The organism is Pseudomonas iridis (assembly GCF_017980685.1).
In the GTDB taxonomy this organism is placed as follows: Bacteria; Pseudomonadota; Gammaproteobacteria; order Pseudomonadales; family Pseudomonadaceae; genus Aquipseudomonas; species Aquipseudomonas iridis.
In genome coordinates, this window is record NZ_JACXXO010000004.1 from 117316 (window position 1) to 143577 (window position 26262).

Here is a 26262-nt window from a genome sequence, read left to right on the forward strand (position 1 = left end):
TGAAAGAGGCATTCATATCACGCGCCAAAACCATGGCTACACATCAGTACCGTCGTATCGATTTTTAATACTGAAGTAAACGACTGCATCCACGACCGGACGAATGACTTCTCCTTTTTGATCAGTGAGCGTGATTTCTGGTGAGGGTACATGGCTTCGGGAAGCAACGACTTCAACACCTTCTGCAGGCGTATTCAAAAAGCTGGAGGTTGCTCTGATTCCGTACTCGTCGTAGTAATGTATCGGCCCATCATAATTTTTATGCCACCGCTCAGTGGTGACCAGGTTATGCCCCAACGACATGGCTAACGGTGATGCCGTCCAGTTGCTATCGCTCGCCGTCAGCGCCAAAGAGAACTTGGCGTCTCTGGTACTGTTTTTACAGTCGAGCGTCCAGGTCAGCCATTCCCCGTCAAGTTGATGCTTGACGTCCAGTCCAGGTGTCACCACCACACCGAGGCTTTCTGCACTCTCCCCTTGCCAATTCAGTTGCACATGGCTGCCTGATAGCGGACTGCCGGGTATTAACCGCAGGCGCACGGTATGAATTGCGCCGTGACAAGGGTACGCAGTGGCAGCGCCAAGCTCGTGGGAAAACGTGTCGAACAGCACTTCAAATTGTTGACTGGCATCCACTATTTTCGCCGCCAACACTTTATCCGGAATATCAGGGCTGGTCAGTTTCAAGGAGAACTCCTGGTTTGTACCGGGAAGACCGGTAGCCATGGACCAACACAGAGGATTCCCGTCCACTGGGCGCAAGACCTCCAGGTCAGGGGAGAATTGAAGTCCCGATGCCACTGCCCCGTCATGATCCTCAAGCGCTACTTGCTCCCAAGGGATCAACCAACTGTAACTTCTGACACGTAACTCAAGTTTATTGGCAACCCCGCGCACAACCTCCAACGGTTCACCGTCAAAATCCACTTCCTGGCCATTGAGTAAAAGCGTGAACTCCTGCAGCCAGGTGTCCAGATTTGGTTTGGCGATGAACCCCATGCTTTGAACCTGCGACCCGGCATAGCCGCCCTTCACAGTGGCAGACAACCACCCTTCCCTGATCGGTGGAATTCTGAACCTAACCACTGCCTTGCCGGCGTGATCCGTTGTCGATGGCGCAATTTTGATGCCCGGGTATTCCCATTCCACTTCAACGTCAACCAACGGCTCACCCGTTCTCGCGGAAATCACGATCAGCCATGCTGAAACCTCCTGGCCCGGATGCCCGCTGGGTTCATCGCTTTGCAACGACTGAATTTCCCGAGGTTCATTGAGATTAAACTGCAACGAAATCGAATCCGCATGCAGTGTGCCGCCTACCGTGGCCGTCAGCTCAAAGGCTCCGGGTGTGACGGGCACAAAGCGAATTCGCGCATCGCCGTAAAAATCAGTGGTCGACGTCATCTCCCCAAAATCAGGACTGCGCCAGGTCACGGCTACGCCCGACATCGGCCTGCCGGTGATCGTCGAGACCACGGTGATTTGCTCCGATACTTGCTCCCCCCACAGCAGCGTCCGATTGATGCGCTCGCGCTCAGCAATCTTCATCACCTGCTCGCCTTGACCCACAGACATCGCATTGGCCGGCGACAGACTGGCCAAGCGCTCGGACGCCAGGCAGAACGCAAAACTGCCGTCAGCCAAATCCCCCACTGAAAAGTCGTAGCTGTAGCCCGCAGAACTGAACAGCTTGGGAACGCCGAGCACTGGCGGTGTGAACTGGATCGCCAACGCTGCGGGGCCGGTTCCGGTCATGCCGAGTGTCAGTTGGCGATCCAGCAAAGGGCTGCCCCGAGGCGCCATCACCGTCAACCGGTGAGTGCCCTTACGACGGGGAAAACAGGTTTTCTCCCCCCACGCCTCCGGTGGCTGGCCATCAAATATAAGCATCAAATCTGACCACGGATCGCGGTCCAGCGCATTGATCGTCATCAGCTGACGTTCTTCATAACCATCAAATGGACTGACCAGCGATGCGGTAACGGTATGCGGCCCGGGAGCGTCTGGCGCAAAGTCAAAACCGCTCCAGCCATCGGCACCGCTGTCGATGTGCTGGACGCCTTCCTCGGTCGTCCAGCTCACCTTGGCCTCAGCGACGGGACAGTCGAGGACTTGCGAGAACGCCTGGACCCACATCTTCGCAGGCGCCTGATTCAGCACCGGATCAACTGCCGACTCGCGCCATGCCTCGATCCGCAGCTTGTTGTGTGCCAGCGACATGGGTTTGGCGACGGCGCTGAACGCCAGCTGAGGCATTTGCACCTTCAGAAAAAACGCGCCCGGCTCCCGGCTTTGCGTGAAATTCACCACCCAGCTCGCTCCGCCATCGCTCAGTTGTTGCGGATGATCCAGAGGTGGTTCGACAGTAGCGCCCAGCGACTCGGGCGGTGTTCCTGACCAGGACAAAGTCGCATCAAGTCCGATCAGCGCGCTCAGTTGGCCGGGTATCACATTGAAGGTATGAGCAGCGCCGAGGCACGGATGCAGCGGCTGGTCATCCAGATTCGCGTGGACCTGATCGAGCATCAACGCCACGTCTTCGGTCAGATCATCAGACACCAGCCGCCCCGACAACTCCCGAACCCTGTCCACCCCCTCCAGGCGCAGCTCCAGTTCGAACAGACTGCTGACACTGTTGGCTTTGTCCGAGGTCAGTACCCACTCCACTCCGCTGGCCACCAACGGCTTGGGTGTTCCAAGGTCCGCCGGTATCAGGCCAATCTCAGGATCGGCGTCGCGCCACTGCAGGCTGACGTATTTGCCCGCCCATTCACTGTCAACGCGCGGCAAGACTTTCAGGGTATGAGTCTTGCCACGCCGGCAAAGCACGCCGAGCTGTTTGCGGTCAACTTCTTCGCCGTCCAGCAGGATGTCCACTTCGCCTTGCCATGGGCTCGTGGCATAGGCCTTGACGGCAAAATCACGCTCGACCGAGACAGCATCCTGATGCGCCCGAACCCTCGCCGTAACGGTCAGGTCACCGGCGGTCTGCGGCGCATACAGCAAACTGGCCCAACCGTCCGCCCCGGTCACGTTGCGCACCGACTCACCGTCGGGGATCATCCAGTCCACCAGCGCACCGATCACCGAATCACCATCGCCGAGATCCAGTTCATGCACCGCCTGTACTCGCAGTAACACACTCTCCGTTTCGTCCACTATCGGAAACTTGTTGGCCTCTTGCACTTTCCCTACCCGAATCCGGTTGCGTGCCAGCGACATCGGTTTGTCGGGGGACGGCAAAAGCAGCTTCGAACAGACCAGGGCCACAGCGAAACGACCGTTGAGCCGATCCTCGCAGCCCAGCGTCCAGATCATGTCATTGCCATCGAAAGGCACCGGCTCCGTGAGGGCCGGATTAACCGTGACACCAAGTTGCTCATGCCCGTCGCCGCTCCAGTGCAACGACAGATCAGCTCCCGCCATGGGACTGTCGGCGGGCAAGCGCACGCCCAATGAATAATCGGAACCGCGATTGGGATAGCCGCACGCCTCCCACGGTGTTTCGCCTCCGTCGACAACGGCGCGCAAATCCTTCCAGGGGTCTGTCGCCAAAACCTTCACGTCAAAATTGCTCGTTGCAACACCCGCGGCGTAATAGGGACTGTCGACCGACGCCTTGATGACCACGTCGCCCGCTGTCTTCGGGGTGAAATCGAAGTAAGCCCAGCCTTGCTCATTGCTTGTGCCAATAAATGGCTCGTCAAGACCGGGCACCATCCAGGTCACGGTCCGGCCAGGCAACGGCTGACCGGTATAGAAGGAAGTGACTTGCAGACCCAGTCGCACACTCTGCGCATACTCAAGCACCGGGTAATACGCGGCTTCGTGGACCTCGCGAATGGCCACGCGGTGATGTCCCAGGGACACATTGATCGACCAGGGCGCAACGTTGTACTCGTTGATCAGATTGATCGAGAAGTTGTAGCTTCTGTCTTCACCGGGCACGGGGCAATCGAGCAACCACGCAGACGTGACCGACTGCTCGACGCCCCAATCAGGCCTGGCCTTGACCGCGTCCAGTGGGTTGCCGACGCTGGTCAGGGCCATTCGGGTGCCGAGCCAGGCATTGTCGTCCAATGGTTTGACGGACAACTGATGCGGCACGTAGCGCGTACCGTCGCCCTGCTCTCCACCGAGAGAAGCGCCCAGACACAGGTACACCGTGCTGCCAGGGTCGAGGGTCTGTTCATCCAGTTGCACCGATTGCAGCTCCAGCGCAGCCAGATGCAATTGCAGGTTGACCCGGGCGATACGGAGTTTCGAGTAATCGTCGCCCTGCTGGTTCTTCGGACTTCTGAATTCGATGCTCAGGGTATCGCCGCCTTCCAGCCCTTCATAATCGAGCGACAGCTTGCTTTCAATCGGTCGAAAGTCCAGTGGTTGCCCGGCATCCCTTTGCTCCCGGGCGTATTCAAGGTTGAACGTCGGCGCAGGCTTGAGCTCGATCTCGGCCAGCGTGAGCGTGCCCTTGGAGATGATCAGCAAAGCCGGTTCCTCGTGCACTGTCTCCGCCAGAAAGCTCAGTTTGTATTGCGCCTCGGTGCCGGGTGTTTTGGGGATTACGAGGTCCTGGCTGAGTGAAGCGCCATTCGTGATATTGACCAACTTGATTCTGTCGCCCTCATAGTTTTCCTCCCCGGTAGTCACCAACCCCTTCTGTATCCAGTTGTCCTTACCCTGGATGAAATCGCCGTTGATGACCAGGCTGCGGTTTGCTTGAATGATCGGCTCACTCATGATTACCAGCTCCTTTAGCGATGTTGTTCTGCGCGTCGCTTTCCGCCAGGGTCATCAGGTCCACAACTTTTTGGGTGAAGGTCGGCTCGCCGACCTTGGCGGTGAGCCTGATTGTGATGATGGCGTCGGTAATAGACTGCAACATGCTCACTTGCGGCTCTTTATCCCACCACGGAAACCTCAACAGCCAGCGCGATACCGCGCCGGTGTGTTCGAAAGGGTTGAGCAAGCCTTCTTCAGGTCGCATCGCCGACAGGCCGTTATCGGCAATCCCGGCTGACAGGGCAATCTGCTGGCCACTACGCAGATTGATCACCACATCCGAAGGCGCCGCAGTCACGGGATTGTGCAGGTACTGCACCGATTGCGTGGTCGCTCGGGTCGCGGTCTTGCTTTCGAGCTGCACCAGGGTGGCCCGCACGTTCTCGTACGGCCCGGTAAGAACAGGCAGGTCGACTTCCACCGAATTGATCTGTCGGCAATAGTGGCCCGGGTGATCGCGATCAAACAGCAACTGGGTCAGCTGGAACTCCAGCTCGCCGGTGTTCTGCAATTGCTTGAGCGCGTCCGCCCAACTATCGACACCGACCTGCCGCTCGATCGGGTCATCGAACAACTTGCGCAGGGAAACGGTTTTCACCAATTCCAGCCGCCGCTCATAGCGCTGCAAGTGTTCGCGCTCCATGCGCAGCAGATGTGCACGCAAATGCTCGCCGGCGGTCAAGCCGTGACGTTGATCCAGCCACACCTGCGGCAAGGGTATCTGCGAATCGTAATCGCCGGTATCGGCATTCATCGAGGCCTGGGCACTGAGACAAAGACTGACCACGGCATCGTAGGCCTGGTAATGCAGGGCCTTGAGTTGGCCAAGCATCCAGCCGAACAACTCGCTATTGGTCGCACGCTTCTTCAGAAAGTTGAACAGGACCAACGCCTGCGCGTTGGCCCGCGTCGTCTGCGCAAGATTGATTCTGGCTGCATCAACCGCATGGCGCTGCGCCTCGATCTGCGCATCAATCGCCGCCACTTCGGCCAGCGCCTGGTCGCGTTGCAAGCCCCACTCATCACGGCGACGTCGATAGCTTTCGGTCGTCGACTTGACGTCGGCCTCGTTCTGCAAAATCGACGAGGCGATTTCCAGACCGAAACATAGCGCATCGATTGAATTTTCGGGTTTCATGCCACCGTTGGACATGCCAAAGATTTTCGGTAACGCCGCGATCACGGCCCCGGTGGGCTTGAGGATTTTGGCCTGCAACGACAAGGATTTGGAATGCTTCAGGTCCGTCATCACCTCATATTCGACCGTCGAAACATTTTCCTCGTAACGTTGTGCGTAGGCCTCCGCGCGCTGTTGCGCCACGGCCCGACTCTGTTCAAGCGCCCTCACGCTGGCTTGCGACTGCGCGATAGCTTCCTCCTGCATCTGCTGGGCGAAGTCACCCAGTTCCATCATGTGCGTCTGCTGCAATTCTTCCTGCTGAGCGCGATCACGTCGTTCAAGCAGATTAAGCACCTGCCCGCCCCAATCCTGCAGCGCCTGCACCGCACGCAAGGCCACCTCATACGTCACCCGCCAACGGTAAGCGTTGACCACCAGCCGCCCCCCCATCGGGCGCGGCGCGCCGCCCCCACCCGCGGCGAGATCACGCAGCAACTGATTGGGATCTGTCGGCGGACTGAACAACGGAACGTCCATCAGTTTGCCGTCAATGGTCATGCCGTTGCGCAAGGTATTGAGCCGCTCCTCCGGCGCCGTAAACAGGTCGAGCAAGGGTTGATTGATGGGTTTTCTGAAAGGTTCGCTACCTAACAGCCCAAGCTGGGGGGGGACATCGGAGCCGGGCCCGACATCCGCCAGGCTGAAGTCCAGCGTTTGCTCGAATTGCTCAAGCTGAGGATGAGTGCAACTCTTCTCCAGAAGGTTGCCGAGGGTGTCAGTCTCCCAACGCGTGACAGCGCGCGCCAAGGGCGCCTTGCCCATCAGAAATCCGGCTTGCACGTAACACAACTTGGCCGCGACCAACGCGTCACGGGTCAGTTGACGGTAGTACCAATCGCCCCAGGCCATCAGGTTTTTCACGTAAAAAATAAACACATAAATCCTGAAATGCCTGGGCGCAGCAAAGCCGATGGCATCCGGGTCGAGGGGCGACAAGGCTTCACTGCCCGGATTGCCGAGGTCATTGGTCAAGGGTCGGCAACGCCAGTAGTCCGGTTTCGGCGCGGCCCCGGAAAGATCGGCAGTCGCTTGCGGATCAAACTCGTAATGCAGCCATTGCTGCGCTTCGGCAAACCGCTCTTCTACAGACAACCGCGTGGCCACCAGCATCGCCAAGTAGAAAAACAGCTCCCAGAAGTACAGACCGTTGGCCCCGTCAAAGGCGCCATTGGGTTCGTAAATGCTCTTGCCGTAGGGCGGCGGTTCTTCAATGAACTGGGTATCCCAATTCAGCACAGCGGCGGTGGAAACTGCCGAGCGCTGCACAAGTTCGGGGCCGAACAGCGTGTTCGCGCGCACGCAGTCAAGGTACGGTGAAGGCAGTTGAAACGATAGAAACTGTGCGGCGTCTCGGGTGTTTTTCAACAAGACTGGCGGTATGAAGTTGGGGAGGTCGACAATTGTAAGGCTGAATTCCTTGCCTCCGTATTCGAGCATTTCTGCCTTCAATGTGAACTTTGTCGGTATTGGCCAGGAGCCCGCGTGGCGCCTGAATGTCAGTGGTTCGGTCGCCCAGTCACCGGCGCGGGAAAAGGGTTTACTGATCGGCTCTGCATCCCCTTCCGCAGGATTGACCAGCTTCAAAACGAACACAGGATCAACGCCAGCGGCCATCCCCGTGGGCCAGCAAAGGCCATTGACTGTCACTACATCGTCAGTCCCCACCCGCATAGCCGCAACCTGCAGGTCCAGAAACTCGGACATGGAGCCCGGTGATGCGACTTCGCTGACCACTGTTACGTGGCTTCCCAGCGCATGCTGAACCGTCTCGGGCGTGGCGAATCGTAATCTTGCGGAATCCAGCCAGCCCCCCGCATCGGTGAAATCGCGGCGCATCAGCACGTCGTAGATCAAACGCTTCTCCGGCGGCGCAGGTTCGCTTCCCTCCTGTTTGCCGTCATCGATCAGGATCCCCAGCTTGCCCTTGGGATGGCGGTGGTCGATATACACCGTTGCAATCAGGCGAAAATCATCGGCATCGGCAGGGCCGGCGTCCGCACTGTACACATTCAACGGCGCCGACCACTGACCGCCCTGTGTCATGAAAGCCAGGTTGACGCTTAATTTGTCCGTTATGGACGAGGCCGGCGGATCCGACGCGTCTGCCCCCTTGACCAGCTCGGCCCACACCAGGCACACGCGACCGTTCCACAACACCGGGCGGATATCCAGCACCGTGCCGACCGGTTGAATGTCCGCAGCCTGCCATTCACCCCAGGCCGCCGGATTGACGGTCAGGCTGGAGGGCGTGAGCTCAATATCGGCCTTGCGCGTGAAATACTGGAAAGGTTGCACCCGCTGCCGACCGACGAAGTAGTAAACGGCCTTGTCCGGCGTGGCGCCATCCATGTAGGCGCTGATGACATCCAGGTCGCAGATCTGCTCGAATGCCTGCAAGTAATTGCGCAAAGCCGCCTGCACCGAATCGGTGGTCAGGCGCGTCTGATTGAGGTCGTTTTCCAGCGTTCGGAACAGGCTGGTCTTGCGTTGACGGACGAATGGATTGAGATAGTTTTCCGGGTACAGCGTGATCAACTGCGCCGCGGCCCAGTCGGGATAATTGTTGTAGATCTGCCACAGCTCAAGATCCTCACTCGGGAACTGATGCTGGGCAAAACCGGGCTCCAGCTTGCGATACACCGCATGAATGTATTGCTGCGCAGCACTGGTCGCTTCGGCCACCGCAGAGGTTTTCACCGCAAAGGAGTCCAGTGGATCCATGCGCAACAGTTCGAACAGGTCGGCAGGGCTTTGCACAAACGGGTAATCCGCCCGGCTTGCCTGGCCGATACAGTATTCAAGCAGCGCGTCGCGGCGTTTCTCCAGCAGGCCGCCAAAGTCGTTCAATGCCATGATGATTGCTCCTTGCGGGAAGATCCCGGGTTAACGCTGGGCAGGGGATGTCTCACTGCGCTGGTCTTCACTCGCAAATGTAATTTCATCGAAGATCGCTTTGCTTTCGGCCTTGTGGCACAGCACGCTGAACCTGAAAGACCCACCGGTAATGCTGCTGACAAACACCCGCGTAAGGCCTTCCTGATTGGTGAATCCGTGGCGAGGCCGGATCGTTGCCTGAGCACGCTTGTCCGGCGCATCACTTTCAACCGCCCAGTCCACCAGCTCGTCTTTGCCCAGGTTGTTGTAGCGGTCTTTCAGCGTCGCGTATAGCTCGACCTCCTGCCCCGACGGCACAATGTCCAGCGGCACCGGCGACAGTAATCGCGCGGTGAATTCGAGGGTTTTTGGGTCGACAATGAGGTTGATGGTCGGGGCGTTTTGCGGCTCGAACAGATCCAGCCAGTAAATCGGCGTGTCCGCGCCCAGTTCTTTGCCGGCGGTGTAGGTGGCCTTCAAGGTCCCGTCTGGCTGGGTGAAGCCCGATTCGATGCTGCCCAGGCTTGCGCGGAAATTAACCCGGACACCGCTCAACGGTTTCCCGGCAGCATCCTTCACCGTGACCGTGAAGATGGTTTTGGCGCCGGAGCCGGCGACAATTTCCGTTGGTTCCAGGGTGCAGGTAGTCGTCACCAGTTGCGCCAGATCCCCTGGTACCTGCGCCAGTGGCGCATGCGCGCCGGACTCGCTCAGCAGAGCCAGCTCCGCGGCCTCGGCATACGCGTCCTTGTCGACTGTCTCGGGCAGATTGCCGACAAGGAAAATCGTCAACGCATCCATCCCGCTGCTGAAAGACAGTTCGCGCACGCGCAGCAACAGCGCCAATTGGCTGAGGTTTTTCAGAATGCGCAGCTCAGGATCAACACGGCTGAAGCATTCGCGCACCTCTTGTACGCTCCAGTCGAAAAATTCCGCCAGCCGAATCGCCGCAGCTTGTTGCGCCAGTGTCATGGCGTCCTTTCCCAATGGATCGGGCAGTGAATTGACGTCACGCAGATAGTCGAGCAATTCCAGTTGCGGCTGCTCGCTCAAGTCAAATGCCCGGGTCAGGGTCGTCAGGTGATAAAGAGTGCGTATCGAGAACTCATGTTTGCTGACCTGTCCCAGCCAGGCCTGATAGCCGTAATCGAGATAATCCAGCAGCAGCGCAGCACTGAGCCCCAGCCGCGTAACTACGTCACTGCGCCGCCGCACATCGGCCAGCAGGCCGAGTAACGCATCGGGTACAGGGATGCGACTGCGGCCACGGCCGAATGACTCTATGTCCGACTGGAGTAGTCCGTTCACCTGTTGCAGGAACTGGTAAACGGTCGCGTTTGACCAGTTTAGCACGGGAATCGCCTGCTCCACTGCAATGCCGGCATACACGGCCAGGACTTCCTGCACCAGTGAGATTTGAGCGTCCCTGGCGTCCAGAAAAACGCCGAACAGCGCGTCGACAAATGATTCACGCAGCTCCGGCGCCTGGAGGCCCAAGGCATTGTCGACCGCCCATTCGAGTCGCTTGCGCACGTCAATCAGGTACTGTTCCGGGGCGCCTTCGCCCGCCAGCACCAGACCATCGACATCGACCACAGGCGCCATCCCGTCGGCATTCGAGGTCAGGAAGTCCAGCCAGTCCGCCGATCCGGCCGCAGGCAAACCCGCCATCAATACCGTTGCGTTGGAGAACTTCGCCATCGGCAGCAGATTGCGTATCTGATCAAACAGTTGCCGATCCTGATCTGACGCTTCACCGACCGGTGCCGGTTCGGCGGCGTGTTGCACCACCCACAACACCGGCAGGTCGTTGTCGCGGCACCACTGCACACAGCCCAATAGAGCGTCGATGATGTTCAGCACATCCGGCGTAACGCTCAACTTCGAGTTGATTATCGGATCACCCGCCACGCCGTTGAGCCAACCGTCGCCGCCCAGCAAGGACAGCATCAGTACGCCTTCGACCGGCGTGATGTTGAGCAAACGGGCCAGCTTCACCAATCGATAGAAGCTCGAGACAATCGGCAGGCTGCGCTTGAACGTGTTGCCGGCAATGCCATGAGCCCGAGCCACCGTCAATGCCAGATACTGATACGTCTGGGTATCCACGCCCAGGCCGCTGCACAGTTGACTGATGGTCAAGTTGGCTTCACCGGGTGCCGGCGTCACCGGGAATGTGCCGTCATCCAGCACCAGCGGTTCGCGGTAGCCACCCTGCCTGTTGAATACCTGATCGAATTGCGACAGGGCTTCACCGCGCCCGTAAATCGACAAATGATCGACCAGTGCCGCAAAGTCCGGCGCCGTGCAGTTGTAGCGCTCGCGCAGCGTCTGAAACAGACCAAGGGCATGCACCACATTGCTGGATATCCACCAGTCATCTTTATCCGCACCGCCGCGCATTTCAGCCCTGATCGCGGCGGCGAGCATGACGTCAACTTCGTCACTGGGCAGTGCCAGCCAGTTGCACAGCCGCACCATGCGGTTCATGCGGTCGAAGGCAGACAGCCCCTCTTGATTGACGGGGTTGACCGAGAGCCGACTCAAAAATACCGACCCGCCGAGCCTTTTTTCGATATGTATGCCTGGATGCCCGTTGGCATTGATATATACCGACCCTGAACGGCCACTTTCCGCGGGAACAGGGGCGTCATCCGGCCATTGCACATTGGCCGAACGCACAGGTGCAAAATCGTCAATCGATAGCAGCCTTTCGACCCCGGGTGTGTCGAGTTTTGTGCGGTCGGCGAAATACGCAACCTGATTCAGGTTTTGCCAACCCACCCCCTCTGCACCGTAGTTAGCCAGGTAAAACGCGTCCCGCTTCTCCAAGTCGGCAGCAGGCTCGGTCAGCAACTGACGCTGATAAGGCCCAAGCCGCGAAGCATGCGTCAGCGCCCTTTCGGGGCGCCCATCCCATGCCAGAAATTCTGAAAAATAGGGGTAGGACAAATCGACCGTGTGCGCAAAGTCGCCAACCGACCGTTCATTGAGACGGGCGATACCATCGATCGTTACCCAGTGCTGGTAGTAAGGCAGGCCATTGGGATAACGCGCGGCAATCAGTGCATCCTCGATAGACACGGGTGATTGGGGATCAGATTCAATCGGATGCGCGGCGATGAATTTTTCGAGCACCGACACGATAATGTCGATCGAAGGCACCGACCGGTAAACCGCATTGAAGTCCACCAGTATCGACTTGAGATCGGCCCGACGCTGATGGAGTCCATACAGTGGCAATTCACCGCAATACGGCTCGATTTTCTGCTGTATCCAGCACAGCAAGTCAACCAGGTAGGCTACGGGTGAGGCCTGCGATTCCAGTGCATCCGGGCGGCACATCTGGTCGAAAGGGGGCCTGAAAATATGCTCGAATCTCGGTCCCTGAACCATCGCCAGCAAGCCGTTAGACACCGGTTGCGCCTGTTGCTCATCACCCGGCTTATGCTCGATAAATCTGCGTCGCACGTAAGTCGCCATGCTGTTGGCTCGGCGCAGAAACCGTCGAGCGTCTTCGGCGCCCATCTGATGCGTCCTGACCAGACCTTCGACGCCCAGCTCCACCAATGGAAAAATCGAGCCGCCCTCTTCGAGGTAAGCACCGAGGTTTTGCAGGCCGACGTCTTGTACTTTCTGTCCGTCTTCAAACAACTGATCAAACAGTTGCAAGGCCGGGCGGCGCAGATCAGGCATGATCAGGTTCCTTGAGAGCACAACAAACCCGTGTTGCCTGACGACTTGTCAGGCAACACATTCAGTTAATGGGATTTGGCGCTTCAACGACACTTGCGTCTACTGTCAGATCTGACAGGTTTGCAGACCATTCATCGGATTTGACCGGTCATTCCCGTTTTCGCGACAGGGGTGCGGGCTCGACCTCGTAGCGCGAGCTGTCGGTCCAGTCGGATGACGTTGCGCCATCTGAACTGTCGATGAGGGTTTGGCGGAATCGGCACCAGCTAGCCGTTTCGGGTAACGGTTGAGTTGACTCGCCGCGCCATTTTCCATCAACCACGGGCACAGCCTTGACCAACGTGATGTCGGGGTTGTACCAGCTCACCACCTCACCGCTGCCCGCACGTCCCTGGCCGGCAAACGCCACCGGATGGCTGACCCAACGGCCCGCTTCAGGCTCGTCGATGGTGGGCTTGAAAGTCCGCAACTCGAACGGTCTTTGTGCTGCCGCCGATGTGTAAATATCGAGCGACGCCTCGACCAGCAGCACCTGTTGCCCGGCTATGAGCGAACCGAAATCGTACGTCACGGACCAGCTGCGGTCGCTCAGCACCACAGTACTCTGCGGCGTGTCTGCGCACCTTACGGTGACGGTATCTCCCGCAATGCCGAAGCCCGACACCACCACTCGCCGGCCGACATGCTCGCCGATCACCGGGGTTTCGATGTAGGGCGCGGCAGGCACGACGTTGTAGCTCAACGGGCGACTGTCTTCGGACGTCTTACCCGCAAAAAATTGCCGGGCGCGAATGACTTTGGCGCCCACCGGCAGCGTAACCTCGCCCTCCCAATGCCCCTCTGCATCCACCGTCACATTACTTAGCAAAGGCTCGGCGCTGCCTTGCAGTAAAACCTGCACCTTCGCACCCGCCGTCGCCAGCCCGGACAGCCTGGAGATGCGCGGCAGATCACCGTTTTCCATGGGTACCTCGATCAGCGGCGGCAATAGAACGACGGTGAAGGCGTGCGGATCACTCTTGAGCGAAGGCCGGTTATTCAGCGTCTGCTGTGCAGAGAGGGTGCACAGACCGAAGTCGAGGGCCATGAGGTCAATCGACCACTCCCCGTCTGCCACCAACACTTTCGCATCCCCGATGGGCCGACCGAACTGCTCATTGAACAACTGCATCGTGGCGCCCTTCATACCCTTGCTACCCATCACCGTGATGTCGCGACCAACACTACTGCCCTTGGCAGGGTGCGTGATCAGCGGTTGGAGCATCGGTTGCAGGACCGTAAAGTCTTCCGTCGCGGGTGGCGAAGTGAGGGTGACGACGGTTTGAGTGACGGTGATGGCATGAGTGACATCGGGGACGAAACTGGTGGGACGGCGGAAGGCCCAGGTGCCTGCGTTCTCGGTCGCTGGGTAGGTCGTGGCGTCGTCGCTGAAGCTGACTGTCACCACGGCACCCGGCCAGCACGTGCCACTAAAGGTGGGTGACAGACCCTCCTCGACTGGCAACTCGATAGTCGGTGCCTGCGGCGCGATGGTGACGGGATGCTTGACCCAATTAAGCGACTGATGCCTGTCCAGATACTGCTTGATATGCACTTCCCGTTTGAGCGTCGGCCCCCACTGTTGACTGGCTTTGCTCTGCCATTCTCCATTGCGCACGACCACCTCGGGGGCAGCCTGACTGCCGCCGCCGGGGTTGAAAATCTTCACGGTGGCACCGGTGAAACCCTTGCCGCTGAAGGTTGGCTGATAATCATCAGTGGAACTCACGGCATACACGTCGGGCAGTGAATTGTTGATTTCGAAGTTGTATGGCAGCGACTCGATCCAGCCGCTGGCATTGTCGGATACCTTTTGCAAAATGCTTGCAGCGAGCTTGCCGAGCGGCAAGTCAGTCGCCTTGATTTCCCATTTGCCATCCGCAGCAACAACCGGCTGTGGCAGGCTGACCGGCGAACCGGGAACGGTGATAACGACCGTTGCACCGGGGTAGCCAGTGCCAGAGAAGGTTATCGATTTGTCGATAATTTCGACTTTGATATCGTCAGTTCTGGCTGGGCGGATTTTGAAGGCCACAGGTGCCCCGCGACCGTAGCGGACACCTTTGAAAACCAGCTCAGTCACAAAAGATTTGTTGCCTGGTTCCAACCCGTTGAGATCAACACTCCATTCACCATTCGTCAGCACCCCGCTTTTACCAACCACATCGCCCGTATCCAGCAGTATTTCCACTACTGCGCCGAAGTGTCCGAGAATCCCCTCTATCGTGAATGACGCGGGTTGAGTCGAATTGGCTGCAGGCACCGTTATGCGAGGGTGCACGTCCACCTTCACGGTCCTTGGCGTCGTGTAATGTAATCCCGGCAGCCCTTCGTACTGAAACTGCAACTGGATTTTCAAAGGACCTGCAACCAGTGGCCTGTTGGGTTTTAGCTGCAGGTACCAATCCGCGCGATCGGACAGAACGCGTCCAGACAATTCGAAACTGTGGTCATCTGCAGCCAACACCATGAGTGTCATGCCCGGCATGCCATCACCTCTAAAATCACCCAACAGCCCGTCGATCGGTGGTTCGTGGATAGCAGCTGAAACAACGGTAATCATCGTCGCCTCAGCCCATCGGCCCAACGTCCCGGGAACGTTCTCACGGATGATAAAGCCCTGTGGACCTTTGGGCACAGACGGGAGCAGGTTGACGGTCCAGCGCCCGTTTGGGCCAGCCGTAGCCGTGTCACTCAATGCCGCGGAGCCATTGCCAGGGCGAAAAAGGCTGATGGAACTGCCTTGCCTTGCAGTACCTGAAACCGTCGTGTGAGCCACACTGACGGCATCAAAAGCAGCAGGTGTTCTCACCTCCACAAGTATTGTGGTTTCGGGAGCCCATTCCGAACCTTTCCTCCACTGCGCGTCAATGTACGCAGGCCCTTCCGGGAGATCCTTGATCTGGACGGTGTTCCAGGCCACTGCATAAAACCAACTCCCGTCAAAGAGCTTTCTCTCAAAGTTTGAACTGACAAAATTCATCCATACCTGATGTTGTTCTCCTGCGTACGCTGGAATGTTGAACGTCAGGTCCGACGATTTAGGGGCGAACAGTAATTTATGATTGGGGTATGGAAACTGGATAGGTTTCCAGTAGCGTTTATCAGGGTCTTTATCACCAAAATCCTGGAGCGGGGGAAGTAGTTCATAACCAGTGGATTCACTTGGCATATTGGAAACTGTCTCTTTATCCTCGGACATGACCGCGCTCCTTTTGTAGTCGTTCTAACGATCAAACTTATCTACAGCGCGATCATTTCCTGGGCACCTGTAAAATCTGACAGTCCCGACTAACGGTAATTATTCCCACAACGCAATCCGGTCGCGTCCTTCAGCTACCCACACGCGGCTACGTTGCCTTGCGCCTTTGCCTACACATCCCTCAGAATCCGCCGGCTTGTGCGCTTTGCTGATGCCCCGTAACTTGATCCGTGCCGCTGCCAATCAGTGGTCGGGTTTAGTCGCCCGGTGGTTGAAATGATGCGTATAAGCGTCATCCAGTCGGGTATTCCCTATCCCCGCACTCGATGGTGGCTGTTCGCAGGGCGCCTCCGGGCGCGCCGGGCTTCATTTCTCCACCGGTCGACTAACCTGCGTTCAGCCGCCACCCCATTCGTTTAGTCGCGAAATGGTGGCGGCCTACCTTGGAGAAATGATCATGTTCAAAGACACCCCAAATCCCCCCGAAACCGGCGACTCGGTTTCCCCCTACGAATCCGCCGATTCAAAAAAACTCCACGAGGCTGCCGAAAAAGCCCTCGACCATTACCTCAAACCCGCAGCGCCGCCCTCGCGCAATTCCGTGGATCGCGGCATGCAGATGTTCATGATCGCCCCCGATCTCAATCCCGAAGCCGTGGCCATTCAGACGTACGAAACGTTTTCGTCGGTGAGCATTCTGTTGCTCGATCTGGCAGACAGCCTTGAAGACAAACCGCGTCATCTGGCGATGGCGATTTATCAGTTGAGCGAGATGGGTTTGTTGCTGGCGGAGAAGACGCTGGATAACGAGCGGGCTATCAGTATTTCTGGCTGAAGATCAAAAGATCGCAGCCTGCGGCAGCTCCTGCTGGATGAACATCAATCCCCTGCAGGAGCTGCCGCTGGCTGCGATCTTTTGCTGTTGAGGTTCAGGCAGAGGCCGGCAACGACTGAAAGCTGAAGTACTGGCGCAACGCCTCGACCAGTTGCCCGTATTCCGGGGGCGGTCGTTGCAGGATGAAGCCGGCATCGTAGTGCAGTGGCGTTGCGTCTTCGTGGCACCACAGGCAACACGCGGTGAAGTCGATCACCTGATAACAGCCATCGTCGCCTGGAATTTTCAGGCGCAGATTGAAATCCACACCGATCATCATCGGCAACTGGCTGATCAACATCAGCCCGTCTGCGGACACATTGCCGAGAAAACCGATGGGTTTGTCGGTGACGCTATTGAACACTCTGAGGAAATACGGCAACTGATGCCGTTCGATGCGGCGGTCGGTAAACATGCGCAGTTCGCCATGCAAGGCTCCATCACAGAGCCGCGCTTTTGCTTCGGAACGTGCTGTACGACAGATATGACACCGGCACGCTCTCCCCGCTTCCGGTGTGACGGTCGCTACATCGCCGTCACCTTACAACTGACCAGTCGCAGGTGTTGCCCCGGATTAGAGACTCGGCTCTAAAACCGGATCATTCGACTATAGCTCAGGCTGTACAACCGGCCAGATTTTGTATGACAACTGCCATCAGAAACGGGTTGGTCGCACCACGGCTGCCGCACTGCGCGTCGGGTAGTGGCCCAGGCTCTGCAGGGTTTCCAAGCGCGCACGGGCGCGGTAGGCGTATTCGCTGTTGGGGTACGAGGCGATGATGAACTGATAGGTCTGCGCCGCGTCGACAAACATCTTTTGCCGTTCCAGGCACTGGCCGCGCATCATCGACACTTCCGGCCACACGTACGGGCGGGCGCGGCTGGCGCGTTCGACCTTGGACAGCTCGAGCATCACCTGCTCGCAATTGCCCCGGTCATAGGCGCTGTAGGCGTTGTTCAAATGATGGTTCATCGACCAACGGGTGCAGCCCGTCACGGCGAGGACGCTGAGGGCAAGGGCGGCAATGGGCAACAATCGCATGGGGGTTCTCCTGTCTTGAGCTCTGTATCGACCCATGGTCGGAAATCTTCAGGTGCGTTTGTCCCAAAGTTGCCGGGTTCAATAAAGAAAACAATAAGTAGTGCAAACGAACAATGACTACACCCTCGGAGCATAGTAGCCTCTGCCTGCGCTTGAACTCAGGAGTCTTTGCATGTCCGTCCGTCGTACCAAAATCGTCGCTACCCTTGGCCCGGCCAGTAACTCGCCGGAAGTTCTCGAACAGCTGATTCTGGCTGGTCTGGACGTCGCCCGTCTGAACTTCTCCCACGGCACCCCCGACGAGCACAAGGCTCGCGCGAAGCTGGTGCGTGACCTCGCTGCCAAGCACGGCCGCTTCGTTGCCCTGCTGGGTGACCTGCAAGGCCCGAAAATCCGTATCGCCAAATTCGCCAACAAGAAGATCGAGCTGAAGATCGGTGACACGTTCACCTTCTCCACCAGCCATCCGTTGACCGAAGGCAACCAGCAAGTAGTCGGTATCGACTACCCGGATCTGGTCAAGGACTGCGGCGTGGGCGACGAGCTGCTGCTCGACGACGGCCGCGTGGTGATGCGCGTTGATACTGCCACGGCCACCGAACTGCACTGCACCGTGACCATCGGCGGCCCGCTGTCCGATCACAAAGGCATCAACCGTCGCGGTGGCGGCCTGACCGCACCGGCCCTGACTGAAAAAGACAAGGCCGACATCAAGCTCGCCGCTGAAATGGAAGTCGACTACCTCGCGGTGTCCTTCCCGCGTGACGCCGCCGACATGAACTACGCCCGTCAACTGCGCGACGAGGCCGGCGGCACTGCCTGGCTGGTGGCGAAGATCGAACGCGCCGAAGCCGTGGCCGACGACGAAACCCTCGACGGTCTGATCCAGGCGTCCGACGCGGTGATGGTTGCCCGTGGTGACCTGGGTGTGGAAATCGGCGACGCCGAGCTGGTAGGCATTCAGAAGAAAATCATTCTGCACGCACGCCGCCACAACAAGGCTGTGATCGTAGCGACCCAGATGATGGAGTCGATGATCCAGAACCCGATGCCGACCCGTGCCGAAGTGTCCGACGTGGCCAACGCCGTGCTCGACTACACCGACGCCGTGATGTTGTCCGCAGAATCGGCTGCCGGTCTGTATCCGCTGGAAGCTGTGCAAGCAATGGCGCGTATCTGCGTCGGCGCTGAAAAGCACCCGACCGGCAAGACCTCCAGCCACCGCATCGGCAAGGAATTCACCCGCTGCGACGAGAGCATTGCGCTGGCGACCATGTACACCGCCAACCACTTCCCGGGCGTCAAAGCGATCATCGCGCTGACCGAGAGTGGCTACACCCCGCTGATCATGTCGCGCATCCGTTCTTCGGTGCCGATCTACGCGTTCTCGCCGCACCGCGAGACTCAGGCGCGCGCAGCGATGTTCCGTGGCGTGTACACCGTGCCGTTCGACCCTGCATCGCTTGAGCCGCACGAAGTGAGCCAGAAGGCGATCGACGAGCTGGTCAAGCGCGGCGTTGTGGAAAAAGGCGACTGGGTCATCCTGACCAAGGGCGACAGCTACCACACCACCGGTGGCACCAACGGCATGAAGATCCTGCACGTGGGCGACCCGCAGGTCTGAGTGTCAACTGCCGAACAAAACACCCGTCATGAGAATGACGGGTTTTTTTTTGGCCTTGCATGGCAGTCAAAGTGTTGCGGGCGCGACTGCACGATGTGGGTGAAGCTCGGTTTTCTGTTGCATTCAAACTGGCTTCACTCTTTGGAATTCGCCCCTGTCAACTGTCATGTCTGACAGTAGAAACAACCTGTTTTTAGGTATCCACTGCATGTTCCCGCGACGATTTTCGTCGAGGCCATAGAATCCTCTTTATGCAGAAGGAATCGCTCATGAACATGCAACATTTGAATAATGCAGGGAAGCTCGATCTGGACTTTGGTAAAAACGGCGTTATGCGAATTGAAGTGCCGGGTTATCCAGAGATCTACATTTCAAGTGTAGGAATCGGACCGGACGGGAAAATCTATTTCGCCGGCACCACCACCCCCTTCCAAGGGGAGCGCCTATACCTCCTCGGCCGGTGCAATTCAGACGGCAGCATGGACAGTGAGTTTGGTAATGAGGGTTTTGTCACGGGTGCTGTTGACGGTTTTGACGTTTTTTATTGCGATGGTTTCGCTTTTCAAGCGGATGGAAAAATACTGATCGCTTACCGTTTATCAAGCGATCGGGTCTTAGAAGGGATAGGCGTTGCCAGGCACGACATCTCAGGCCAACTCGACCGGGAGTTCGGTACCAACGGTCGTACGCTGATCGATATTCAACTGTCGCCGCCGGCCGCAGAAGCACCGCCAGAAGAGAAGCGCGCAATTGGCGGCAGCGGGGGCAGTTCCAGTGGCATCCAGGTGCTGCCTGACGGAAAAATTCTTGTATGCAAATCCTACTGGTTCAACCTCCAGAAATTGGTCGGGCTGATAGTCCGGCTCGACAAAAACGGCGCTCTTGACCTGGATTTCAATCAGATTGGCTACGTCACCGTCGCTCATCCCGACTACCTTACAAGGGCCACGATTTTGCGAAGCATCATGGTCCAGGCCGATGGCAAGTATCTCGGCTGCGGGAATGTGTTTGACGGTGCAAAAAAAGCTGGCATGTTCGTGCGCTACGACACCACGGGGAAACTTGACCCGACATTCGGTAAAGGCGGGTTTGTCCAGGTGGAGGACGCTCAGTCGCCCATGTTCAACGTCATGGTCCAGCAGCCCAATCAGCGAATTCTCGGCGTAGGCGAAACGTCTACAAAAGATAACGGTGCTAGCGCCGCCGTGATGTACAGCCTCGAACCTGATGGCAGCCCGAATATTCAGTTCAACCGTGGCAAGCCACTTTATACCGAGCTGGCCGAAGAACTTGTTACAGCCTGGTTGGGGGCGGGTATCCAGAAAGACGGGAAGGCAGTCACGGTCGGGGGGGTCGGCAAGCCGAATGGAGAAGTTGACATCGCCTTGATGCGCACGATTGATGGCAAGCTGGATCCGACTTTCAATGACGGTCAGGGTTGGGTAACCACTCACCTGGAGAGTGGCGTGGAGGTGGCAACTGACATGGTTTTACAGGACGACGGCAAGATTCTGATCTGCGCAGGCATGCCCAACAAAACGGGGGCGCTGTTGCGCTACCACGGCTGATCATCCCGCGTCATTGCAAAAGCCTCGCTGTTTGACGGCGGGGTTTTTCAATACCTGGACGGACCTGATGATTGACTGATCCGCCCCTTTCGCGAGCAAGCTCGTGCCAGCCTATGGCAGCTGGCTTGCCAGCGATGGCGCCGTCCAGAGCAGCGAAATTTCAGTGTCGTTTGATAAACCCGGTCAACGCCGCCAGCGCTTCCGGCGAGCGCAGCCGCTGGGTGAACAAGGCGCCCTCCTCCTCGATCACTTTGCGGATCAACTCGCGATCCGGTGCTTTCATCAGTTGCTTGCTGATGCGCACGGCTTCGGCGGGCAGTTCATCAAAGCGCAGCGCCATCTCGCGGGCCCTGGCCAGTACCGCTTCGCCGCTGCCCAGCGCCTCTGTCGCGATGCCCCAGTTGGCGGCCTGTTCACCGCTGAATCCTTCGCCGAGCAACAGCAGTTCGCACGCTTTGGCGTGCCCAAGCATGCGCGGCAAAATCAGGCTGGAACCGAACTCGGGGCATAAACCAAGGTTGACGAACGGCATGCGCAGTCGCGCATCGCGGCTGACGTAAACCAGATCGCAATGCAGCAACAGGGTCGTGCCAATCCCCACCGCCGCCCCCGCCACAGCCGCGATCACCGGTTTGCGGCATTCAAGCAGGTTGAGCATGAAGTGGAAGACAGGGCTGTCGAGATCGCCAGGCGGCTGCTGGATGAAGTCCGCGATGTCGTTGCCGGCCGTGAAGCACTCGGCGCTGCCGGTGATCAGCACGGCGTTGATTTCGGGGTCGCTGTCGGCCTGCTTCAACGCCTCGGCGAGACGGCTGTACATCGCACGGGTGAGGGCGTTTTTCTTGTCGGGACGGTTCAGGCGCAGGGTCAGCAGACCGCGTTCGCGTTCCAGCAGGATGGTTTCGGTCATGGCATGTCTCGCTACGAAAACAAGCGCTCAACCACGGCTGAGAAATACATCGGCCAGCAGTTGATTACGCGGCAGTCCGGCCAGGTACAAACGCTTGGCAAAGGCGTCGACGCTGGCTGTTGAGCCGCAGACTAAGGCCAGGGTTTGCCGGGAAACAAGGCGCAGTTGCGCCAAAGCGGCGGCTGACTCGGCCGCCGTCCACAGGTCGATCGTGAGGTTTTCACGCTGGGCAGCCAGTGCAACAAGGGGTTTGGCCAGATAGTGTTCGCTGGCGTCATGGGCCAGGTGAATGACGCGGATGGCGCCCTGGTGATCCTGGCGCAAGGCTTCGCGCAACACACCAAACAACGGGCCGAGCCCCGTACCGGCAGCCAGCAGCCACAACGGTCGGGTGTGCCAGTCGGGGTCGTAATGCAGCGCACCGCCGCGCAATTCGCCGAGGCGGATCGGGTCGCCGATTTGCAAGCGTCGCGCCGCATCGCAGAATTCGCCGGGTTGGCGACAATCGAGGTGGAATTCCAGAAAACGATCCTCTTGCGGCAGGCTGGCCAGCGAATAGGGCCGCGCGATGTGGCTGATCCACAGCACCAGATGCTGTCCGGCGCTGTAACGCAGCGGCCGTTGCACACTCAGGCGCAAACGCAGGACGCTGTCGCTGAGCCAGTCCAGCGCTTCGACGATGGCCGGGTGGCCGTCCTCGATCGGGTCGAACGTGTGCACCTGCAGATCTTCGATTACCTGACACTGGCACGCCAGACGCCAACCCTGCTGACGCTGCTCGGCGCTCAGGGCGTCCGGCCGATTATCCGCCGGCAAGCCTTGCACGCACTGCACCAGGCACGCATGGCAACTGCCGGCGCGACAACTGTAGGGCACGGCCACACCGTTCTGATTAAGGGCGTCGAGCAAATTGCCACCCGCCGCCACCGACCATTGCCGGTCACCGACGCGAAGTTCAGGCATCAACGTTCTCCCACGCGGCCGCACAGCGATTGCGCCCGTCACGCTTGGCCCGATAAAGCGCCTGATCGGCGCGTTGCAGGGCGTCATCGAGGTCATCACCCAAGGCCAGCAGCGTCATGCCAGCCGAGAGACTGAGATTACGCACGTTCAGGCCGACCAGTTCAACATCGGTGAACGCAATGCGCAGACGTTCACAGCAGGCAGTCAGACGCTCGGCATCGCAGTCAGGCAGCAAGACGACGAATTCCTCGCCCCCATAGCGCGCCAGTACGTCGCCGTCGCGCAGGCACGCCTGGGCGACACCGGCAAACGCCTGCAATACCTGATCGCCAGCGGCGTGACCGTGGAAGTCGTTGATGCGTTTAAAGTGGTCGAGATCGATCAGCGCCAGACCGTGCACGGCATCATTGTCCATCGCGTTCAGTTCACGCGAGGCCAGACGCAGGAAGTGTCGACGGTTGAACAGGCCAGTCAGTTCGTCGGTGGCCACAAGGTCTTCGAGCTGACGCATCATGCCGCGCAGGGTGTCCTGATGCGCTTGCAAGGCAAACCGGCGCTGGCGCATGCGTTGACGCGACACCTGAACAAATCGCGCGTAAAGCACCAGCCACGCCAGCACCATCGCCAGGATGCACACCTGCAATGCCGCGAGCGCAGGCTCCGGCAAGCGCATGTGGTAAGCGTCCCACAGGGTAATCGCACAGAAACTGAAGAACACCAGCAACGCACAGCGGATGAACGCCCGCCGGCTCAGGTGAAACAGTCCAAACAGCAGGATCAGCACGTAGAACACCAGAAAGGCGCCACGCGCTTCGTCCAGATGAGCGATCAGCCAGGTCTGCCAGCCGAGTCCGAGCAACACTTGCGTTTCGGTCAGGCTTGGATCGTCAAAACGCTGGTTGCAACCCGACCAGAACAGGCTAAACAGGATGGCTTGGCTGATGACTACGAGCGCACTGCCGACGGCAATGGTGCCCAAGGATTGGTCGTAATGCCCGGTGAAAAACGCCAGCCACAGCAGCAGTAAAGCCAATCCATAGGTGGCTGCAGCGAGGGCAAAGCGTTTGAGCAAAAGACGTTGAATGGCGTTATGGGTCAATCGTTGACTCACCGTGCGATTGGAGGCTGACCGAGTGTCCTACCCTACAGACCGGCTGCCACTTTAGAGGCGTAGTCGATAAATGACCACCGATTTTCGGGCCCGAAATTTGACGTCAAAAGTGTGGCCCGCATGTCTCGCCACAAGCCCCTCACCCTAGCCCTCTCCCGGAGGGAGAGGGGACTGACCGCGTTGCTCTCACAAGCTGCATCGACCGGAAATACCGAGCCGAGCTCAAACTTTGAAACCCGCATGGATCGGCTCCCTTCCCCCTCGCCCCCTTGGGGGAGAGGGTTGGGGTGAGGGGGAGCGGATTTCAAGTTGCAAATACAATCCCCCTCAACGCGCCAACACATGCGACCAACGAATGACTGCCGGCGCGTGTATGCCCCACGCAGGCGCGGTATACTGCCGCGCCTTTTTAGCGTCGCGCCAGCAGCCCCGGCGTGCCCGGCCCGAAGGGCCAGCTTCAAGTTGCAAGCTTCAAGCCGCAAGCTGAAGCAGTCCGCGTACTGCTTTGAACTTGCAGCTTGAAACTTGAGGCTTGTAGCTGCCCCATAGAATGTTCCCGTCTTTTAGAGGAGCGCGACTCATGACCGTGATCAAGCAAGACGACCTGATTCAGAGCGTTGCCGACGCCCTGCAGTTCATTTCCTATTACCACCCGGTGGATTTCATCCAGGCGATGCACGAAGCCTACCTGCGCGAAGAATCGCCAGCGGCCCGTGATTCGATGGCGCAGATCCTGATCAACTCGCGCATGTGCGCCACTGGCCACCGCCCGATCTGCCAGGACACCGGTATCGTCACCGTGTTTGTGCGTGTAGGCATGGACGTGCGCTGGGATGGCGCCACCATGAGCCTGGACGACATGATCAACCAAGGCGTGCGCCAGGCTTACAATCTGCCGGAAAACGTTCTGCGTGCCTCGATCCTCGCCGACCCGGCGGGCGCTCGCAGAAACACCAAGGACAACACCCCGGCCGTCATTCACTACTCCATCGTCCCGGGTAACACCGTGGAAGTGGACGTGGCGGCCAAGGGCGGCGGTTCCGAGAACAAGTCGAAAATGGCCATGCTCAACCCGTCCGACTCGATCGTTGACTGGGTGCTGAAGACCGTTCCGACCATGGGGGCCGGCTGGTGCCCGCCGGGCATGCTGGGCATCGGTATCGGCGGCACCGCCGAGAAAGCGGCGGTGATGGCCAAGGAAGTGTTGATGGAGTCCATCGACATTCACGAGCTGATCAAGCGTGGCCCGTCCAACCGCATTGAAGAAATGCGTCTGGAGCTGTTCGAGAAGGTCAACCAGTTGGGCATCGGCGCCCAGGGCCTGGGTGGCCTGACCACCGTGCTCGACGTGAAGATCATGGACTACCCGACCCACGCCGCCTCGCTGCCGGTGTGCATGATCCCGAACTGCGCCGCCACCCGTCACGCGCATTTCGTGCTCGACGGTTCCGGCCCGGCCTCGCTGGAAGCGCCGCCGCTGGACGCCTACCCGGAAATCGTCTGGGAAGCCGGTCCTTCGGCTCGCCGCGTCAACCTCGACACGCTGACCCCGGAAGACGTGCAGAGCTGGAAGCCGGGCGAAACCGTCCTGCTCAACGGCAAGATGCTCACCGGTCGCGATGCTGCGCACAAGCGCATGGTCGAGATGCTGAACAAGGGCGAAACCCTGCCGGTAGACCTCAAAGGTCGTTTCATCTACTACGTCGGCCCGGTTGATCCGGTCGGTGACGAAGTGGTTGGCCCGGCTGGCCCGACCACTGCAACGCGGATGGACAAGTTCACCCGTCAGATCCTTGAGCAGACCGGCCTGTTGGGCATGATCGGCAAGTCCGAGCGTGGTCCTACCGCGATCGAAGCGATCAAGGACAACAAAGCCGTGTACCTGATGGCTGTCGGCGGGGCCGCTTACCTGGTCGCTCAGGCGATCAAGAAATCCAAGGTGTTGGCATTCGCCGAGCTGGGCATGGAAGCGATCTACGAGTTCGAGGTCAAGGACATGCCTGTCACCGTTGCGGTGGACAGCCAGGGTGAATCGGTACACATCACCGGTCCTGCGATCTGGCAAAAGAAGATCAGCGAGAGCCTGGCAGTAGAAGTGCAGTAAGCGCTTTACCGCTGTAAAGAGAGGCCGGCCCGTCATACGACGGGCCGGCCTTTTTTGTGTCCGCGCCTGTATCCGCCTCCCCCCTGTAGGAGCTGCCGAAGGCTGCGATCTTTTGATCTTGCCTGAAAAAAATCAGGTCAAAAGATCGCAGCCTTCGGCAGCTCCTACACGTTGCGAATGTGGTATCGCGATAAAAACCGATGCAAAGCACACAAATTGATCTTGTGCACCTGTCAGATCTGACAGGTTACGCCCCGAGCCATTGTTGGTAGCGTCGATTCAACCACGCCCCT

The 26262-nt window shown here is 58.7% G+C and carries 13 protein-coding genes; 4 read left to right on the forward strand and 9 right to left on the reverse strand.

The window, feature by feature from the left end; genetic code table 11:
- Window positions 1–36: 36 nt before the first annotated feature.
- The 4 genes from IEQ42_RS09810 to IEQ42_RS09825 form a co-directional block, all read right to left on the reverse strand.
- Entirely contained in the window at window positions 37–4740 is a 4704-nt protein-coding gene (locus IEQ42_RS09810; RefSeq protein ID WP_210703374.1) for an Ig-like domain-containing protein, read from the reverse strand.
- Window positions 4733–8815, reverse strand: coding sequence for a Tc toxin subunit A-related protein (locus IEQ42_RS09815; RefSeq protein WP_210703375.1), 4083 nt, complete (start codon window positions 8813–8815; stop codon window positions 4733–4735). Before IEQ42_RS09815 ends, IEQ42_RS09810 begins: the two co-directional genes overlap by 8 nt.
- Before the next feature lie 30 nt (window positions 8816–8845).
- Window positions 8846–12532: a Tc toxin subunit A gene (locus IEQ42_RS09820; RefSeq protein ID WP_210703376.1), complete on the reverse strand. Its 3687-nt coding sequence runs from the start codon at window positions 12530–12532 to the stop codon at window positions 8846–8848.
- Between the two features lie 148 nt (window positions 12533–12680).
- Entirely contained in the window at window positions 12681–15773 is a 3093-nt protein-coding gene (locus tag IEQ42_RS09825; RefSeq protein ID WP_228731969.1) for an Ig-like domain-containing protein, read from the reverse strand.
- Window positions 15774–16230: 457 nt separating this feature from the next.
- On the opposite strand from IEQ42_RS09825, the gene IEQ42_RS09830 reads away from it, so the two are divergent.
- On the forward strand, window positions 16231–16608 hold the full coding sequence (locus IEQ42_RS09830) for a DUF6124 family protein (protein WP_047302805.1): 378 nt from the start codon (window positions 16231–16233) through the stop codon (window positions 16606–16608).
- A 94-nt stretch (window positions 16609–16702) separates the two neighbouring features.
- Here IEQ42_RS09830 and IEQ42_RS09835 read toward each other — a convergent pair whose 3' ends face one another.
- Both IEQ42_RS09835 and IEQ42_RS09840 read right to left on the reverse strand, forming a co-directional pair.
- Complete coding sequence (locus IEQ42_RS09835; protein WP_210703377.1) at window positions 16703–17062, reverse strand: PilZ domain-containing protein; 360 nt, start codon at window positions 17060–17062, stop codon at window positions 16703–16705.
- A gap of 240 nt (window positions 17063–17302) precedes the next feature.
- Complete coding sequence (locus IEQ42_RS09840; protein ID WP_042560673.1) at window positions 17303–17689, reverse strand: tetratricopeptide repeat protein; 387 nt, start codon at window positions 17687–17689, stop codon at window positions 17303–17305.
- Window positions 17690–17861: 172 nt separating this feature from the next.
- Here IEQ42_RS09840 and pyk point away from each other — a divergent pair, with 172 nt between their 5' ends.
- Together pyk and IEQ42_RS09850 are read left to right on the forward strand one after the other, a co-directional pair.
- Window positions 17862–19313, forward strand: a complete 1452-nt coding sequence (pyk, locus tag IEQ42_RS09845; RefSeq protein ID WP_210622674.1) for a pyruvate kinase — start codon at window positions 17862–17864, stop codon at window positions 19311–19313.
- 269 nt (window positions 19314–19582) lie between these two features.
- The gene (locus IEQ42_RS09850; protein WP_210703378.1) at window positions 19583–20881 is read left to right on the forward strand and encodes an NHL repeat-containing protein; all 1299 of its coding nucleotides are present in this window, start codon (window positions 19583–19585) and stop codon (window positions 20879–20881) included.
- Between the two features lie 160 nt (window positions 20882–21041).
- Here IEQ42_RS09850 and IEQ42_RS09855 read toward each other — a convergent pair whose 3' ends face one another.
- The 3 genes from IEQ42_RS09855 to IEQ42_RS09865 are packed head-to-tail and all read right to left on the reverse strand — an operon-like array spanning window position 21042 to window position 23853.
- Window positions 21042–21791, reverse strand: coding sequence for an enoyl-CoA hydratase-related protein (locus tag IEQ42_RS09855; protein ID WP_210703379.1), 750 nt, complete (start codon window positions 21789–21791; stop codon window positions 21042–21044).
- 27 nt (window positions 21792–21818) lie between these two features.
- Entirely contained in the window at window positions 21819–22754 is a 936-nt protein-coding gene (locus IEQ42_RS09860) for an iron-sulfur-binding ferredoxin reductase (protein ID WP_210703380.1), read from the reverse strand.
- A complete protein-coding gene (locus IEQ42_RS09865) occupies window positions 22747–23853 on the reverse strand; it encodes a GGDEF domain-containing protein (RefSeq protein ID WP_210703381.1) in 1107 nt (368 codons plus the stop codon). Before IEQ42_RS09865 ends, IEQ42_RS09860 begins: the two co-directional genes overlap by 8 nt.
- 592 nt (window positions 23854–24445) lie before the next feature.
- Here IEQ42_RS09865 and IEQ42_RS09870 point away from each other — a divergent pair.
- Window positions 24446–25969, forward strand: coding sequence for a fumarate hydratase (locus IEQ42_RS09870; RefSeq protein WP_042560679.1), 1524 nt, complete (start codon window positions 24446–24448; stop codon window positions 25967–25969).
- Window positions 25970–26262 lie beyond the last annotated feature (293 nt).